The 15172-nt window shown below is 62.5% G+C and carries 16 protein-coding genes and 1 pseudogene; 14 read left to right on the top strand and 3 right to left on the bottom strand.

Annotated elements, in window-relative coordinates; all coding sequences use genetic code 11:
• Nucleotides 1–14 precede the first annotated feature (14 nt).
• The 14 genes and pseudogenes from ACSQ8R_RS29485 (at nucleotide 15) to ACSQ8R_RS29420 (ending at nucleotide 12841) form a co-directional block, all read left to right on the top strand.
• Nucleotides 15–1361: an extracellular solute-binding protein gene (locus ACSQ8R_RS29485; RefSeq protein WP_436256876.1), complete on the top strand. Its 1347-nt coding sequence runs from the start codon at nucleotides 15–17 to the stop codon at nucleotides 1359–1361.
• A 131-nt stretch (nucleotides 1362–1492) separates the two neighbouring features.
• Nucleotides 1493–2794: a carbohydrate ABC transporter permease gene (locus tag ACSQ8R_RS29480; RefSeq protein ID WP_436256875.1), complete on the top strand. Its 1302-nt coding sequence runs from the start codon at nucleotides 1493–1495 to the stop codon at nucleotides 2792–2794.
• 2 nt (nucleotides 2795–2796) lie between these two features.
• Nucleotides 2797–3654, top strand: coding sequence for a carbohydrate ABC transporter permease (locus ACSQ8R_RS29475; protein WP_436256874.1), 858 nt, complete (start codon nucleotides 2797–2799; stop codon nucleotides 3652–3654).
• Nucleotides 3654–4709, top strand: coding sequence for an ABC transporter ATP-binding protein (locus ACSQ8R_RS29470; protein WP_436256873.1), 1056 nt, complete (start codon nucleotides 3654–3656; stop codon nucleotides 4707–4709). The genes ACSQ8R_RS29475 and ACSQ8R_RS29470 overlap by 1 nt, the downstream gene beginning before the upstream one ends.
• Nucleotides 4709–5455 (top strand): annotated as a pseudogene (locus ACSQ8R_RS29465) (glycerophosphodiester phosphodiesterase); the annotation flags it as partial. The gene ACSQ8R_RS29470 and the pseudogene ACSQ8R_RS29465, both read left to right, overlap by 1 nt.
• A gap of 6 nt (nucleotides 5456–5461) precedes the next feature.
• Nucleotides 5462–6460: a LacI family DNA-binding transcriptional regulator gene (locus ACSQ8R_RS29460; protein ID WP_436257310.1), complete on the top strand. Its 999-nt coding sequence runs from the start codon at nucleotides 5462–5464 to the stop codon at nucleotides 6458–6460.
• Nucleotides 6461–7285, top strand: a complete 825-nt coding sequence (locus tag ACSQ8R_RS29455) for an inositol monophosphatase family protein (RefSeq protein WP_436256872.1) — start codon at nucleotides 6461–6463, stop codon at nucleotides 7283–7285.
• An 81-nt stretch (nucleotides 7286–7366) separates the two neighbouring features.
• Nucleotides 7367–8398 (top strand): LacI family DNA-binding transcriptional regulator, encoded by a 1032-nt coding sequence (locus tag ACSQ8R_RS29450; protein ID WP_436256871.1) that lies wholly within the window; start codon nucleotides 7367–7369, stop codon nucleotides 8396–8398.
• Between the two features lie 114 nt (nucleotides 8399–8512).
• Nucleotides 8513–9181 carry an amino acid ABC transporter permease gene (locus ACSQ8R_RS29445; RefSeq protein WP_210012156.1) on the top strand — a complete coding sequence of 223 codons (669 nt, stop codon included), beginning with the start codon at nucleotides 8513–8515 and terminating at the stop codon, nucleotides 9179–9181.
• 15 nt (nucleotides 9182–9196) lie between these two features.
• Entirely contained in the window at nucleotides 9197–9853 is a 657-nt protein-coding gene (locus tag ACSQ8R_RS29440; protein ID WP_436257309.1) for an amino acid ABC transporter permease, read from the top strand.
• A gap of 51 nt (nucleotides 9854–9904) precedes the next feature.
• Nucleotides 9905–10705 carry a transporter substrate-binding domain-containing protein gene (locus ACSQ8R_RS29435; RefSeq protein ID WP_436256870.1) on the top strand — a complete coding sequence of 267 codons (801 nt, stop codon included), beginning with the start codon at nucleotides 9905–9907 and terminating at the stop codon, nucleotides 10703–10705.
• A gap of 47 nt (nucleotides 10706–10752) precedes the next feature.
• The gene (locus ACSQ8R_RS29430) at nucleotides 10753–11532 is read left to right on the top strand and encodes an amino acid ABC transporter ATP-binding protein (RefSeq protein ID WP_436256869.1); all 780 of its coding nucleotides are present in this window, start codon (nucleotides 10753–10755) and stop codon (nucleotides 11530–11532) included.
• Nucleotides 11533–11597: 65 nt separating this feature from the next.
• Nucleotides 11598–12503 (top strand): 2-hydroxyacid dehydrogenase, encoded by a 906-nt coding sequence (locus tag ACSQ8R_RS29425; protein WP_436257308.1) that lies wholly within the window; start codon nucleotides 11598–11600, stop codon nucleotides 12501–12503.
• 14 nt (nucleotides 12504–12517) lie between these two features.
• Complete coding sequence (locus tag ACSQ8R_RS29420) at nucleotides 12518–12841, top strand: hypothetical protein (RefSeq protein WP_436256868.1); 324 nt, start codon at nucleotides 12518–12520, stop codon at nucleotides 12839–12841.
• Between the two features lie 16 nt (nucleotides 12842–12857).
• Here ACSQ8R_RS29420 and ACSQ8R_RS29415 read toward each other — a convergent pair whose 3' ends face one another.
• The 3 genes from ACSQ8R_RS29415 to kynA form a co-directional block, all read right to left on the bottom strand.
• Entirely contained in the window at nucleotides 12858–13280 is a 423-nt protein-coding gene (locus ACSQ8R_RS29415) for a VOC family protein (protein WP_436256867.1), read from the bottom strand.
• Nucleotides 13281–13366: 86 nt separating this feature from the next.
• Nucleotides 13367–14203, bottom strand: a complete 837-nt coding sequence (locus ACSQ8R_RS29410; RefSeq protein WP_436256866.1) for an AraC family ligand binding domain-containing protein — start codon at nucleotides 14201–14203, stop codon at nucleotides 13367–13369.
• Between the two features lie 121 nt (nucleotides 14204–14324).
• Nucleotides 14325–15164, bottom strand: a complete 840-nt coding sequence (gene kynA / locus ACSQ8R_RS29405) for a tryptophan 2,3-dioxygenase (RefSeq protein ID WP_436256865.1) — start codon at nucleotides 15162–15164, stop codon at nucleotides 14325–14327.
• Nucleotides 15165–15172 lie beyond the last annotated feature (8 nt).

The raw sequence follows: 15172 nt of genomic DNA, 5'->3' as shown, positions 1-15172 counted from the left end.
TCGGGGAGTAAACCATGACTGTTCTTCCGATACTCAAGTCCGCCACGCTCGCGGCCGTTCTCCTGGCCTCAACCGCCCTCTTCGCGTCCGCCAAGGATGTCACCATTTCCGTCTGGTCCGGCGGTTCCGGGCCCAACGATAACTATCGCACGGATGCGTTCGACATCGCTGCCGATATTCTCGAGCGCGAAGCCGCCATCCGCGGCGAGCAACTCAACATCATCGTCCAGAAGACGCCCTATTCCGGCTGGGAAGATTTCAAGCAGGCCCTGACGCTCGCCGCCGAGGCCAAGAAGGCTCCGAACATTGTCGCCACCGGCCATGAAGACATTGGCCCCTGGGCTCAGGCCGGCCTCATCGTTCCGGTCGAGAATTTCATCGACCTCGATAGCTGGCCGATCAGTGACATTTATCCGAACCTGATGGAGATCACCTCCTTCAACGGCGCCGTCTACGGCATCCCGCAGGACGCCGAATCCCGTCCGATGTTCTTCTGGAAGCCCTATATGAAGGCGATCGGTTACAGCGATGCCGATATCGAGGCGTTGCCGGCCAAGGTCGAAAAGGCCGAATACACGCTCAAGAACGTTCTCGAAGACGCCAAGAAGATGCAGGACAAGGGCCTTGTCCAGGCCGGATACGGCTTTTATCCACGCAACAGCAACGGCCCGGACTACTGGCAGTTCTACACGTCCTTCGGCGGCGTGATGGAAGAAGAAGGCAAGCTCGTCTTCGACAAGGCCGCGATGAAGCGCACCTACCAGTATTTCGCCGATCTCGTGAAGGCCGGCGTCACCAAGAAGAACCATATCGGCATGCCGGGCGACCAGTGGTGGAAGGAAGTCGCCACCGGCAAGGCCGGCATCTGGCACGGCGGCACCTGGCACTATGCCCGTCTCGTCAACCAGGAAGGCCTGAAGGACTTCTTCACCAACGTTCAGTTCACGCTGATCCCAGCCGGCGAAGGCGGCAAGGCCAACACGCTGACCCATCCGCTCGCCTACCTGCTGATGGCCGGCCATACCGACGAAGAGACCCAGATCGCCGCCGACCTGATCAAGATCGCCTCCGAGCCGCGTATCAACGCGCTGCATGCGATCAAGTCCGCCCATCTCGGCATCTCGCCTTCCGAAACCAAGGTCGATCTCTATGCTGCCGACCGCTGGGCTTCGGAAGCCACCGAACGCCTTCTGCCGCATGCCAACGCCATGCCGAACAATGCCGATTTCGGCAAGTACTGGACGATCATGTGGAAGAACCTCGAAGCATCCTGGACGGGTGCCAAGACGGTCGATGCCGCGATCAACGATGCCGAAGCCGAGCTGAAGTCGGCACTCGGCGCAGCGATCATCACCCGCTGATACCGGGCGACTTATCTCGCTTGTAGAGGGCAGGATAAGTCGCCGACTGACCGGGCGGGACCCCCCGCCCCAAACTGTGGGCGGCGCTCGCTCCGCCGCCCACACCCCACCCGTCTCCCAAGGCTTCACCCATGCGAACGTCACGAACGCTCGGACTGGTTATGATTGCACCCGCTGCAGTCATGATCTCCCTGTTCTTCCTGATGCCGGTTATCCTGACCGCCATCTTCGCCATGACCAATATGAGCACCGCGACCGGCATTTCCGGCGGGGCCTGGCAGGTCACGCAAGGCGCCGTTAACCGCCTGAAGACCGACATGCCGGAACTCGCCGACGCTATTGCCGAGCCGCGCTTCGTCATCGACGAGGAAGGGCTTGCAACGCTGGAGGCACAGAAACTCAAGGCCGGGTTCAGCGCTGAACTGCGCGCCAGCCACATGGGCGAGGTCTTTCCCTCGCGGCGCGAGGCTGAGCGCGTCATCAAGGCGCTGAAAGACCGGCCCTCGACCCGCGAGGTCAAGCAGATTTCCGACCTCTTCAATCGCTCGGTTCTCAACACCCGTTTCGAGACCCGCGACGAACTGATGGCGAGCCTCAAGAAGCTCGGTTTCACGCTGACGCCGGCCGAACAGGATACGGTCGCCAAGGCCACCTATACGGGCTGGGTGTGGACCACGGAGAATTTCCGGATCATCGGCAGTTCGCCGGACATGGCGCAGATCTTCCTGAACACCGCCTTCTACGTCTCGGTGACGCTGCTCCTCTTCAACGTCAGCTACGCGCTCTTCCTCGCCATCACCACCCATTACATGCCGGCGTCTACCGCATCCATCTTCCGCGCCATCTGGCTGCTGCCGCGCATCACGCCGGTCGTCATCTATGTGCTGATGTGGAAATGGCTGACCTGGGACAGCGGTTTCATCTCGATGTTCATGGGCCAGTTCGGTTATCCGCCGAAAAACTACCTGCTCGACAGCGCCTATAACGCCTGGTTCTTCGTGATCCTGATCAACGGCTTCATCGGCGCCTCGATGGGCATGCTGGTCTTCTCGTCAGCGATCAAGGCGATCCCGCAGACGCAGTTCCATGCAAGCGAGGTGGATGGCGCCAGCCGGTGGCAACAGGTCCGCCACGTCATCCTACCGCAGCTTCGCTGGCCGATCCTGTTCGTGACCTGCTACCAGACGCTGTCGCTCCTGGCGTCCTTCAACGAAATCCTCCTATCGACCCGCGGCGGGCCGGGGAAGGCGACGGAAGTCTGGTCTCTCGCCGCCTTCCACACCGCGCTCAACAACTATACCGGCAATCTGGAATACGGCCTGGGCGCCGCCATGGCGCTGGTGCTGGTGGTGGTCGGCATCGTGCTGTCGCTCATCTACCTGCGGATCTTCCGCTACGATACGCTGATCTCCAAGCCGCTGATCGAGGATTGACCATGGCCGAAAAACCTCAAGTTTCGTCAGGCATGACCTCGGCGAATTTCTCGAGCCTCCCCGTGATCCTGCTGCTCGGCCTCTTCAGCCTGCCGCTGCTGGTCATGTATGCCTATCTCTTCATCGACACGATCAGCGATACGGAAGTCGGCTCGCTGATCCCCAGCGAGTTCACGCTCCGCCACTGGAGCTTCCTCTGGGAGACCAAGACCGGCAAGCCGAACATCTGGCTCGTCACGCTCAACACCTTCATCTTCGCAAGCTGCATCACCGGCGTCGTCCTCACCGTCTCGTCGATGGCAGGTTACGTGCTGTCGCGCCTCAACGTGCCTGCGCGTGGCTTCTTCCTCGCCGGCGTCATGGTGCTGCACGCTTTTCCGTCGGTGACGCTGATCATCGCGATCTTCATCGTGCTGCAGTGGATCGGCCTCTATAATTCGCTGATCGGGGTGATCCTCGTAAAGGCTGCGGTCGAACTGCCGCTGGGCATCTGGCTGATGAAGGGGTTCTACGACACCGTGCCCTGGGAGATCGAGATGGCCGGCACGGTCGATGGCGCCTCGCGCTTCACGGTCTGGCGCCGGCTCGTGCTGCCGCAGATCAAGCCGGCGGTGATGGCGCTCGGGCTCTTTTCCTTCCTCACCGGCTGGAGCGAGTTCATCATGCCGCAGGTGCTGGCGCCGGGTGCGAAGGTGCAGGTCCTGTCGGTCTATCTGGCCAGCCTGATCATCGACGACAACAATTTCGATTTCGGCACCTTCAAGGCCGTTGGCGTTTTCTACGTCGTGCCGGTGCTGATCCTCTACGTCTTTCTCCAGAAGCATCTCATGAACATCTATGGCGGAGGCAGCAAGGGCTGATGCGTATCCTGCTCGACAAGTTTTCCAAGAGTTTCGGCTCCACCAGGATCATCGAGGACATGAACCTCGAGGTCGGTTCCGGCGAAATGCTGGCGCTGCTCGGGCCTTCCGGCTGCGGCAAGTCGACGACCCTGTTTGCCGTCTGCGGCATCCATCGGCCGACCTCCGGCCGCATCCTGTTCGGAGACCGCGACGTCACCGACCTGCCGAGCCAGGAGCGCAATGTCGGCGTCGTCTTCCAGTCCTACGCGCTTTATCCGCATATGACGGTCGAGGAAAACATCGGTTTCCCGCTGATGGTGAGGCGGACCGCCTCGGCAGACATCAAGAAACAGGTCGCCGATATCGCAGACCTCGTCCATATCGGCGATCTCCTGGGTCGGCGCCCCGCTCAGCTTTCCGGCGGCCAGCAGCAGCGCGTGGCGCTTGCCCGTGCCTTGATCCGCCGCCCGGATGTGCTGCTCCTCGACGAACCGCTCGCCAATCTCGACGCCAAACTTCGCCTCGAAATGCGCTCGGAAATCCGAAGGCTGCAGAAGGAGACGGGCATCACCGCCATCCTCGTCACCCATGACCAGGTCGAGGCGATGTCGATGTGCGACCGCATCGCCATCATGAAATCGGGCGAAATCGTCCAGATCGCCACCCCGTCAGAAATGTACAAGGATCCGCGGACATCCTTCGTCGCCAGCTTCCTCGGAAACCCACCGATCTCCTTCCTCAAGGGCCGGGCTCAGCAGGGGGCTTTGGTGCTTGGCGAAAACGGCCTGCGCCTGCCGATCGCCGCGCTTTCGGGCATTCCGGACGGCACCGCGCTCAGCCTCGGCGTCCGCCCTGAGCACTTCGGGACGGTGGGAGGCATACCGGTCGAAGGCAAGGTCGTGTTCGCGGAAACGCAAGGGCGCGAAAACCTCTACGACGTCGTCCTGCCGGACGGTTCCGTGCTGCGCTCGATCCAGCCGGTGCGCGACGACGTGAAGCCCGGTGACAGCGTGCGCTGGAACCTCGACAGCACCTCGACCTTCGTTTTCGCAGAAGACGGCCGGAGATTGTGATGGACGCTTCGACGCGCGACTTTTCCGCCTTCCTCGGCAAATTCGGCTGGCCCGAAAACAAGGGCCGGCTGCCATTCTGCATCGGCCATCGCGGCGCAAGCGGCCACGAGCGGGAAAACACGCTCACCGCCTTTCGCCGCGCCGCTGAACTCGGCGCCGAAATGTGGGAACTCGATACGCAGATGACGGCCGACGGCGTGGTGGTCGTCTCCCATGACGACCATCTGCAACGCGTCTTCGAGCGGGACCTGTTTATCTCGCAAATGACCTTTGCCGAACTGCGCGAGACGGTGCCCGACGTGCCGAGCTTCGCCGAGGTTGCTGCACTCGGCCGCGAGACGGGCTGCGGGCTCTATGTCGAGCTCAAGCGGCCGGGCCCCGGCCCGCTGTGCTGGCAGCACCTGAAGGATATGGATCAGCGCTTCGCCTGCCTAGGTTCCTTCGATGTCGCCCAGGTCCGCGAGCTGCGCGACATTGGTTGCGACTATCCGCTCTCGGTGCTGATCCGCGTCGGCCACGATCCGCATGCGGCAGGCGAGGCGGCCGGCGCCGACATCCTGCATCTCTGCTGGGAAAGGGCGAGTGATACGCCGCAGGAATTGGTGACCGAGGAGCTGATCGGCAGGGCTTTTGCCGACGGCAAGGAGATCGTGCTCTGGCACGAGGAGCGGCCGGATGTGCTCAAGGACATCATGGTCCTGCCCGTGCTCGGCATCTGCACCGACCTGCCGGACCTGATGCGCCCCAGGGAGATGAGCGCCATGGCCCGCGAACCTCGCCGCGTCACCTCCTTCGACGTCGCCCGTGCGGCGGGGGTCTCTCGTGCCGCCGTGTCGCGCGCCTTCACGCCGGATGCGAGCGTTTCGGAAAAAACCAGGCAGAAGGTGTACCAGGCGGCCAAGGAACTCGGCTACAGGGTCAACTATCTCGCCCGCAGCCTCACAAACAAGCGCTCCGATTTCGTCGGCCTGGTGGCCGCCGGTCTCGACAACCCGTTCCGCACCCAGCAGCTCGAAAATCTGGCCCGCGCGCTGATCGCCCGCAACTACCGGCCGATCCTGCTGCCGACCTCCAAGGAAGCGGACAGCGCCACCGTCATCGGCCAGCTGCTGCACTATGCCGTCTCCGGAGTGATCATTACCTCGGACGCGCCGCCCTCGCATATTTTCGAGGAATGCGCGGTCGAAGGCGTGCCGATCGTGCTGGTCAACAAGGGCGAGGATTTTCCCTTCGTCGACCGGGTCGTTTCCGACGACCGGATGTCGGGTTATACCGCGGTCGACCATCTCCTCGAAGCGGGTGCCAAGAAGCTCGCGGTGATCGCCGGTACCGCCGTCTCCTATTCCTCGCGCCGCCGCGCCGAGGCCTTTCAGAGCCGCTGCCAGATGCTCGGGCTCGATGCGCCGCTGGTCCCGGTCGCCATCAATGACTACGCCCACGGCCACGAAGCGGCGCAGGCGCTTGTCGACATGGGGATCGACGGGGTGTTCTCGGTCAATGACTACATGGCCTGCGGCGTTCTCGACGGGCTTGCAAAGGCAGGCCGAAGCTACGGTTCGGTCAAGGTGATCGGCCATGACGACATCCCTCAGGCAAGCTGGTCGGCCTATGACCTCACCACCTTCGTACAGCCCTGCGACGTGCAGGCGGAGCAGGTGATCGATCTCCTGACCAGCCGCATGTCCGAACCGGACGCCGTGGCAAGGGTGGAATTCACGCCTGTGACGCTGATCAAAAGAAGAAGTGCATAAATGGCATCTGCATTCGATCTCTCCTCCTTGATGTCCCGCGCCAAAACGGCGATCGCGGTCGCCCGCCGGGTCGGCATGGAGGCTGCAGCCTTCCGCGCCGAGGCCCTTCCCGAAACGCTCGGCGTCGAGAACAAGGGCCATCAGGATTTCGTCACAGTCGCCGACAAGCGGGCCGAACAAGCGATCCGTGCGGCGCTACTCGGCGAGTTTCCCGACGATTCCTTCATGGGCGAGGAGGGTGGGGGCCATTCGGGGGAACGTGGCACCTGGGTGGTCGATCCGATCGACGGCACGACCAATTTCATTCGCGGCTTCCGTCATTGGGGCGTCTCGATCGCCTTCGTCTCCGGCGGCGAAATCCTGGTGGGCGTGATCTATGACGCCGCACAGGACCGGGTCTTCCATGCGATCCGGGGCGAGGGGGCATTCAAGGAAGGCAAGCCGATTGCGGCGGCCAGGACCAGCGACCCCAATCACGCGATCGCCATTCTCGGCCATTCGCGCCGCACCGATTTCGAGGACTACATCACCGTCTCGCGCAGGCTTTACGAGCGCGGCATCGACTATCGCCGCATGGGTGCGGCCGCCATCGGCCTCGTCCGCGTCGCCGAAGGCGTTTCCGATCTTTATTACGAACGGCATCTCTCGTCCTGGGACATGCTTGCCGGCGTATTGATTGCCTCGGAGGCGGGCGCGACGGTCGCCGTGCCACCGCTCGAGGAACTGCTTTCGCGGGGCGGTCCGGTGGTCGCCTGTTCGCCCGGGTTGACCGGTGAATTCGCCTTTCTGATGGAGATGGAAGGCCTGCTCGCCGCCGCGCAGTAGGCCAGGCAGATGGAAGACGCATCCGACCGCGACATATAAGAAGCCTATGCGGGATCGTGGCACCTCTGCTAAGTGATATCCATGCCATCCGAAGACAAAAAGAAAAACCGTGTGACGCTTCTCGACGTGGCGCGGCGCGCCAACGTGTCCCGCGCCACTGCCTCGCTCGTCATCCGCAAGAGCCCGCTGGTCGGCACCGAGACGCGGGCTCGGGTCGAGGAGGCGATGCGTGAGCTCGGTTATGTCTACAACATGGGGGCCGCCCGGCTGAGGGCCGAGCGCAGTTACACCGTCGGCGTCGTCGTGCCCAATCTGACGAACCCGTTCTTCGCCGAACTGCTGTCGGGCATCGAGGAGGTGATCGATTCAGCCGGCATGGTGGTGATCCTTGCCAATAGCGGCGATCTCGTCGAACGACAGGACATGGTGATGCGGCGGATGCGCGAGCACGGCGTCGATGGCGTCATCGTCTGCCCGGCGGCCGGCACCGAGCCGGCCTTCCTTCATCAACTCGCAGAATGGGATCTGCCCCTGGTGCAGGTGCTCCGGCAGATCTCCGACGAAGTCGACTATGCGGGGGCCGATTATGCGGCGGGCATGCGCCAGGCGGTAGACTATCTTGCCTCGCTCGGTCACCGGACGATCGCTTTTGCCGTCCAGGGGCCGATCCATTCCGCCTATCGCGAACGCGTCGAAGGGTTTTGCGACGCCATGCAATCGCGCGGGCTCGATCCGAACATCATCGTGCGCGTGCCGAACCAGATCGGCGAAATCGCCGATGCGGCGCATATTCTCTTCGGCCAAGGCGAACAGCCGACAGCGGTGATCTGCTTCAATGACGTGATCGCGCTCGGCCTTTCCGCCGGCCTCTACGACCGGGGCCTGAAGGTAGGCCAGAATTTTTCGCTGATCGGTTTTGACGACGTGACCGACGCGGAGGCGATGCGGCCGAGACTCACTTCCGTTTCCACCGCACCGGTGACGATCGGCGCGAATGCGGCCAGGCTTCTCCTCGATCGGCTGGCCGATCCCGTTCGCCCAGCCCGAAGGGTTGTCAATGAAACGATCTTGCATGTCCGCCAGTCCTGTGGGCCGATCGCCATTTCGGCCTGACAACAATCCGCCAGCTTCCGGTTGACGTTCGGGCCAAAAGCTTTTAGATCGATCTAAATGAAAAGATGCCGCAGAGGAGCGGCGGTCTTTCAACATCGTTGGGGAGGTCCCAAGTTGTATAATTTCAATTTCGAGCCCGTGTTCGCGGGTTTCGACCAGCTTCTGCTCGGCGCCTGGCTGACGATCCAGCTTTCGGTGGCGGCGATGATCATCGGCCTGATCGTCTCGATCGCCTGCGCTGCGGGCAAGACCTCGGGGATTGCGCCGCTGCGCTGGGTCATTGACGCCTATATCGAGATCATCCGCAACACGCCGTTCCTGGTGCAGATCTTCTTCATCTTCTTCGGCCTGCCGTCGCTCGGGATTTTTCTGACGCCAAACAGCGCGGCGCTCGTGGCGCTGGTGGTCAATTTCGGCGCCTACGGCACGGAAATCATCCGCGCCGGCATCGAGTCGATCCAGAAGGGGCAGATCGAGGCCGGCACCGCCCTTGGCCTCTCGAAGCTGCAGATTTTCCGCTACATCATCATGAAGCCGGCGCTGCGCACCGTCTATCCGTCGCTGACCAGCCAGTTCATCTACCTGATGCTGACCTCCAGCGTCGTCTCGGCGATCTCGGCCGACGACCTTGCCGCCGCCGGCAACAATCTCCAGTCGCAAACCTTTGCCAGCTTCGAGGTCTATATCGTCATCACGATCATGTATCTCGTCATGTCGGTGGGTTTCTCGACGATCTTCTCGGCGATCGAGAAGGCCGCCTTCAAATATCCGCTGAGCCGATAGGAGCTGGCCATGCCATTGATCAGGCCTTTCGGCATCAACGAATTTTGGATCATCGTGCTTGCGGCCCAATGGACGATCGCGCTGTCGGCGATCGCCTTTGCGGGCGGCGGTATCGGCGGGCTGCTGATCGCGCTTTTGCGCGTCTCCGATGCGAAATGGCCGCGGCTGATTTCCACCGGCTTCATCCGCGTCTTCCAGGGAACGCCGCTCCTGATGCAGCTTTTCCTGGTGTTCTTCGGCATGAACATCCTCGGTTTCGCGATCAATCCATGGCTTGCGGCAACCGTCGCCCTCACACTGCATGCCAGCGCCTTCCTCGGCGAAATCTGGCGCGGCTGCATCGAGGCGGTGCCGCCGGGTCAGCGGGAAGCTGCGACCGCCCTCGGCCTGCGCTATTTCAACCGGATGCGCTACATCGTCCTGCCGCAGGCCCTAAAGATCGCAGTGGCGCCGACGGTCGGCTTCCTGGTGCAGCTCATCAAGGGCACCTCGCTTGCGGCGATCATCGGCTTTACCGAACTCACCCGCCAGGGCCAGATCATCAACAACGCCACGTTCAGCCCGTTCATGGTGTTCGGCACCGTGGCGGCGGTCTATTTCGTCCTCTGCTGGCCGCTTTCGGTACTGGCGCGACGCATGGAAATCAGATTCTCCCGCGCAACGGCACGTTGACGGGACCCGGGCCGGAGGGAGGTAAACCGGCGCAACAGAAAGGGTAGGAAAATGAACATTTCTAGACGCATGGTTATGGCCGTCATCGGCGCCGGCCTGATGATGGGCGCAGGCGCCTCCACCGCATCGGCACAGACAGTCGAAAGCATCAAGTCCGCGGGCACCCTCAAGGTCGGCATGCTGGTCGACTTCCCGCCCTTCGGCATCATGAACACGTCGAACGAGCCGGACGGTTATGACGCCGACGTCGCAAAGCTGCTCGCCAAGGAATTCGGCGTCAAGGTGCAGATCGTTCCGGTCACCGGCCCGAACCGCATCCCATACCTCCAGAGCAACCAGGTCGACCTGCTCGTCGCCTCGCTCGGCATCACCGAGGAGCGCGCCAAGAGCGTCGATTTCTCGCAGCCTTATGCCGGCATCTCGATCGGCGTCTTCGGCGCCAAGGCGACCGAGGTCTCCAAGCCGGAGGACCTGTCCGGCAAGACGATCGGCGTCGCCCGCGCCTCGACCCAGGATACCGGCGTGACCAAGATCGCCCCGAAGGATGCCAAGATCCAGCGCTTCGACGACGACGCCAGCGCCGTGCAGGCGCTGCTGTCCGGCCAGGTGCAGTTGATCGGCGTCTCGAACGTCGTCGCGGCCCAGATCGAAAAGGCAGCTCCGGGTCGCTTCACCCAGAAGCTGCAGCTCAGCCAGCAGGTTCAGGGCATTGCGGTGCGCAAGGGCTCGACCGAGCTGTTGACGGCCGTCAACGCCTTCATCGCCAAGGTCAAGGCAAACGGCGAACTCGGCAAGATCCATGAGAAGTGGCTCGGAGCTCCGCTGCCGGACTTCGTCGCCAACGCCAAGTAAGACCAGAACCACGTCCAGAACTGAGCATTGAAAGGGAGTTCCTCGTGATGACTGAGGTGAACGCAAACGCATCGGCCGAGGCCAAGCGCGGAGCTTCCGATCTGGCCGTGCGCATGGAAGGCGTCAACAAGTGGTATGGCGGCTTCCACGCGCTGAAGGACGTCGAACTGTCGGTCAACCGGGGGGAGCGGATCGTTATCTGCGGCCCTTCCGGCTCCGGCAAGTCGACGCTGATCCGCTGCATCAACCAGCTGGAGACGATCCAGAAGGGCAGGATCGTCGTCGACGGTCACGATCTCACCGCCGGCGGCAAGAATGTCGATATCGTCCGCCAGGAGACCGGCATGGTCTTCCAGCAGTTCAACCTTTTCCCGCATATGACGGTGCTGGAGAACTGCACGCTGGCGCCGATGAAGGTGCGCGGCATTTCGAAGATCGAGGCCGAAAAGATCGCCCGCAGATATCTGGAGCGGGTGCGTATTCCCGAGCAGGCGGAAAAATACCCCGCCCAGCTTTCCGGCGGCCAGCAGCAGCGCGTTGCGATCGCCCGCGCGCTTTGCATGAACCCGAAGATCATGCTGTTCGACGAGCCGACCTCGGCGCTCGACCCGGAAATGGTCAAGGAAGTGCTGGACACCATGATCGACCTCGCCAAGGAGGGCATGACCATGCTCTGTGTCACTCATGAAATGGGCTTCGCCCGCCAGGTCGCCGACCGGGTGATCTTCATGGACCGCGGCGAGATCCTCGAAACAGGGGCGCCGGAGGAATTCTTCGGCAATCCCAAGAACGAGCGCCTGAAAATCTTCCTCGGGCAGATCTCCTGAGCGCGACAGCCATTCATAGAAACGGAGTTCCGGACGTGAAACCAGATATCCTGCTTGTGGAGCCGATGATGCAATTCATCGAGGACCAACTCGACGCCGCCTATACGGTGCACCGGATGTACGACCCGGCGCAGAAGGACACGCTGGAAGCAGCATTGCCGAACATCCGCGCGGTTGCGACCGGCGGCGGCAGCGGGCTCTCCAACGAATGGATCGAAAAACTGCCGGCGCTCGGCGTCATCGCCATCAACGGCGTCGGCACCGACAAGGTTGACCTGAAATTCACCCGCAGCCGCAATATCGACGTGACCACCACGCCCGGCGTGCTGACCGACGACGTGGCAGACATGGGCATCGCTTTGATGCTCGGCGTGCTGCGCCATATTGCCAAGGGTGACGCGTTCATGCGCGCCGGCAAGTGGGGCAGGGAAGGCTTTCCGCTGGGCAACAGCCCCAAGGGCAAGCGCCTCGGCATCCTGGGCCTCGGCCAGATCGGCAAGGCCTTCGGCCGTCGCGCCGAAGCCTTCGGTATGGATATCCGCTTCTGGAACCGCTCGCCGGTCCAGGGCACGGCCTGGAAGTCCTGTGCCTCGCCGGTGGCGCTGGCGGAAGACAGCGACGTGCTCTGCGTCATCGTTGCCGCGAATGCGCAGACCCAGAATATCGTCAATGCCGAGGTGCTCCAGGCGCTCGGGCCGAAGGGTATTCTGATCAATATCGCACGCGGCAGCGTCGTCGACGAGGATGCGCTGCTTGCCGCCCTGAACGACGGCACGATCGCCGCCGCCGGCCTCGACGTCTATCTCAACGAACCGCGCATCCGTGAAGATTTCTTCACCGCGCCGAACACGGTGCTGATGCCGCATCAGGGCAGCGGCACGGTCGAGACCCGCGTTGCGATGGGCGAGCTGGTGCTTGCCAACATTGCGGCGCACTTCGCCGGCGAGAAGCCGCCGACCACCGTCAACTGAGCCGGAGAAGCACAATGATCATCCGTCAGGCCTTTTTCGAAGGCACGATCCATGCCGGCCAGGAAGACGCTTTCAAGACCTATGTGGCTGAGAAGCTGATGCCGATGTGGCTCGCTTTTCCGGGCGTCAAGGAAGTGCGCGTGCTCTATAATATCGAACGCGACGAGGGTGCTCCGTCCTACCCGATGGTGCTGTCGACCATGTATGAAAGCCGCGAGGCACTGGCCGCAGCCCTGGAATCGCCGGTTCGCTACGAAAGCCGGGACATGACCAAGGGCCTGCTCGAAATGTTCGACGGACGTATCCATCATCACGTCTTCGATCTGGTTCCGAGCTGAATTCGTCGGCCGCCCGTCAAGCGCCGGCGGTCTTCTTGCCGGATCCAGGGGCGCGATAGGCGGGCGTATTCGGCTCGAACAGTTCGATCAGGTTTCCGGATGGATCCTCCAGCAGGATCTGCTTGCCGCCGGTTCCCTGGATGATCTCGTTGCGGAAGCCGCAGCCTGCCAGTTTCAGTCGCTCAACCATCGCATCCAGGTTCTCGACGGTCAGATGGATGCGGTTCCAGCCGCCGGGCGTCTGCTGCTCCCCGGACGGCATGGGCGCACCCCCGCCACCCCGTGGGTTCGGCTGACTGAGATAGAGATGCATGTCACCACGCGAGATTTCCGCAAACGGCGGCGCGGGATGCATCTCGAGCTGGAAGCCAAGGTGTGCGGTGTAGAAATCAATCGCTGCCTTTACATCGTTGACGATGTATCTGAAGCATGCGGACATGATCTGCGCCCTCCCGACGTCAGGTTGATATCCGAAACGGAGAGCCTAGCACTGCCGCAACAGAGGGCAAGCGCCATCCACCCTCCTTAGAAAGGCCCGCCGGACACCCGGGGCGGACGCACGCAAGCCGCGTAAAGGTGTGGGGAAAGCCCGAAACTGCGGGTGAAGATGCGGGTCATATGGCTCTGGTCGGCAAAGCCGCTGGCCAGCGCCGCTTCCGCAAGTCCCGCTCCGCCGCCGATCAGTTTTCGCGCCAGCTGGACACGCCGCTGGATCAGGTAGGCGTGTGGCGTGAGCCCGGTCGCCTTGTCGAAAGCCCGCAGGAGCTGGAATTGACTGAGGCCGGCAAGGCCTGCCAGAGCGGCAAGGCTGACCGCTTTGGCTGGATCGTCATCAATCCGCTCGCGCGCTTCCCGAATCCCTCGCGGTACCGGTTTCGGCTCCGGCGCCTCCCGCATGACCCCGGCCAGCAGCGCAAGCAGCAATTCCTGCCTGCGGAGTTCGGCGCCGGCCTGCTCGGTCGTCATCGCCGCAAAGAGCTGCCGCATCGTCGAGGCATGCTGCGGTTGCCGCAGCACCGGATCGGCAAACTCGAAATCGCCGGGCCGGCCCTGGCCGATATCCGCGACTGCGACCGCAATCACGTCCGGCTCGAAATAAAGCATCTGCCAGAAACGGCCTTCGTCCCCGACCGGCGCGCCGTCATGCACTTCGCCGGGGTTGACGGTAATGACGTCGCCTGGTCCGGCTTCCACCGGACCTCGTCCGCTTGCGGATTTCTGGGCTCCGCTCTCGATCACGCCGATGCCGAACTGGTCGTGGGTGTGACGGGCGAAATGATGGTCGGAGCGGGCCACGACCGCCTGCACGCCGGTCATGCCGCATCGAAACATCCGAAACCCGTTTCGTCCCTTCGCGCGCATCCGCTCCTCACGTTGGGATGAGCATATCGCGATTGGAGAAAATCCCCAAGACAGCTTGAGACCCGCCCCGGGCGACCCAGCCGACCAGCGGGGGGGCGTGGAGGTGGTCAGGCTTGGAAGCTTAAAGAACGGTGCGCACCCGCCACAATTCGGGAAACAGTTCCACCTCCAGCATTTTCTTGAGATAGGAGGTTCCAGACGTGCCGCCGGTGCCGCGCTTGAAGCCGATCACCCGTTCCACCGTGGTTACGTGATTGAACCGCCAGCGGCGGAAATAATCCTCGAAATCGACCAGTTTTTCCGCGAGTTCGTAAAGCTCCCAATGGGTGCCGGGTGCGCCGTAGACCTGTTTCCAGGCCTCCAGCACCTGCTCGTTCTCAGTGCGTTTCGCGCGCCAGTCGGTTCGTGTTGCGTCCTCGCCGATATCGAATCCGCGTCGGGAAAGCAACATCAGGGCCTCGTCGTAAAGGCTCGGGCGGGCAAGGATGCCCTCCAGCATCTCGAGGATATCAGGCCGATGCGCGTGAGGCCCGAGCATCGCAATGTTGCGGTTTCCGGCGAGGAACTCGATCGCACGGTATTGATAGGACTGGAAGCCCGACGACTGGCCGAGCGAGGCACGGAACTCCGTATATTCACTGGGCGTCATGGTGCGAAGCACGTCCCAGGCGTTGTTGAGCTGTTCGAAGATACGGGCGACGCGGCTGAGCATCTTGAAGGCGGGCTGCGGATTGTCGTCGCGGATCGCTGAGATCGCCGAGGCGATCTCGTGGATCGCAAGCTTCATCCACAGTTCGGAGGTCTGGTGCTGGATGATGAAGAGCAGTTCGTCATGCGCCGCCGAAATCGGCGCCTGCGCGTCGAGCACCTTTTCGAGATGCAGATAGTCGGAATAGGACATCTTCTCGCGGAAGGACATTTCCGCGCCGTCTTCGCTGGGATCGTAGGGCTTCGAGGTCATGATGTCCG

Origin of the sequence: Neorhizobium sp. LjRoot104, from assembly GCF_964253725.1 — a bacterium.
GTDB lineage: Bacteria > Pseudomonadota > Alphaproteobacteria > Rhizobiales > Rhizobiaceae > Neorhizobium.
The sequence above is the reverse complement of the archived record's forward strand: the minus strand, read 5'-3'. Positions and strand labels throughout refer to the sequence as shown.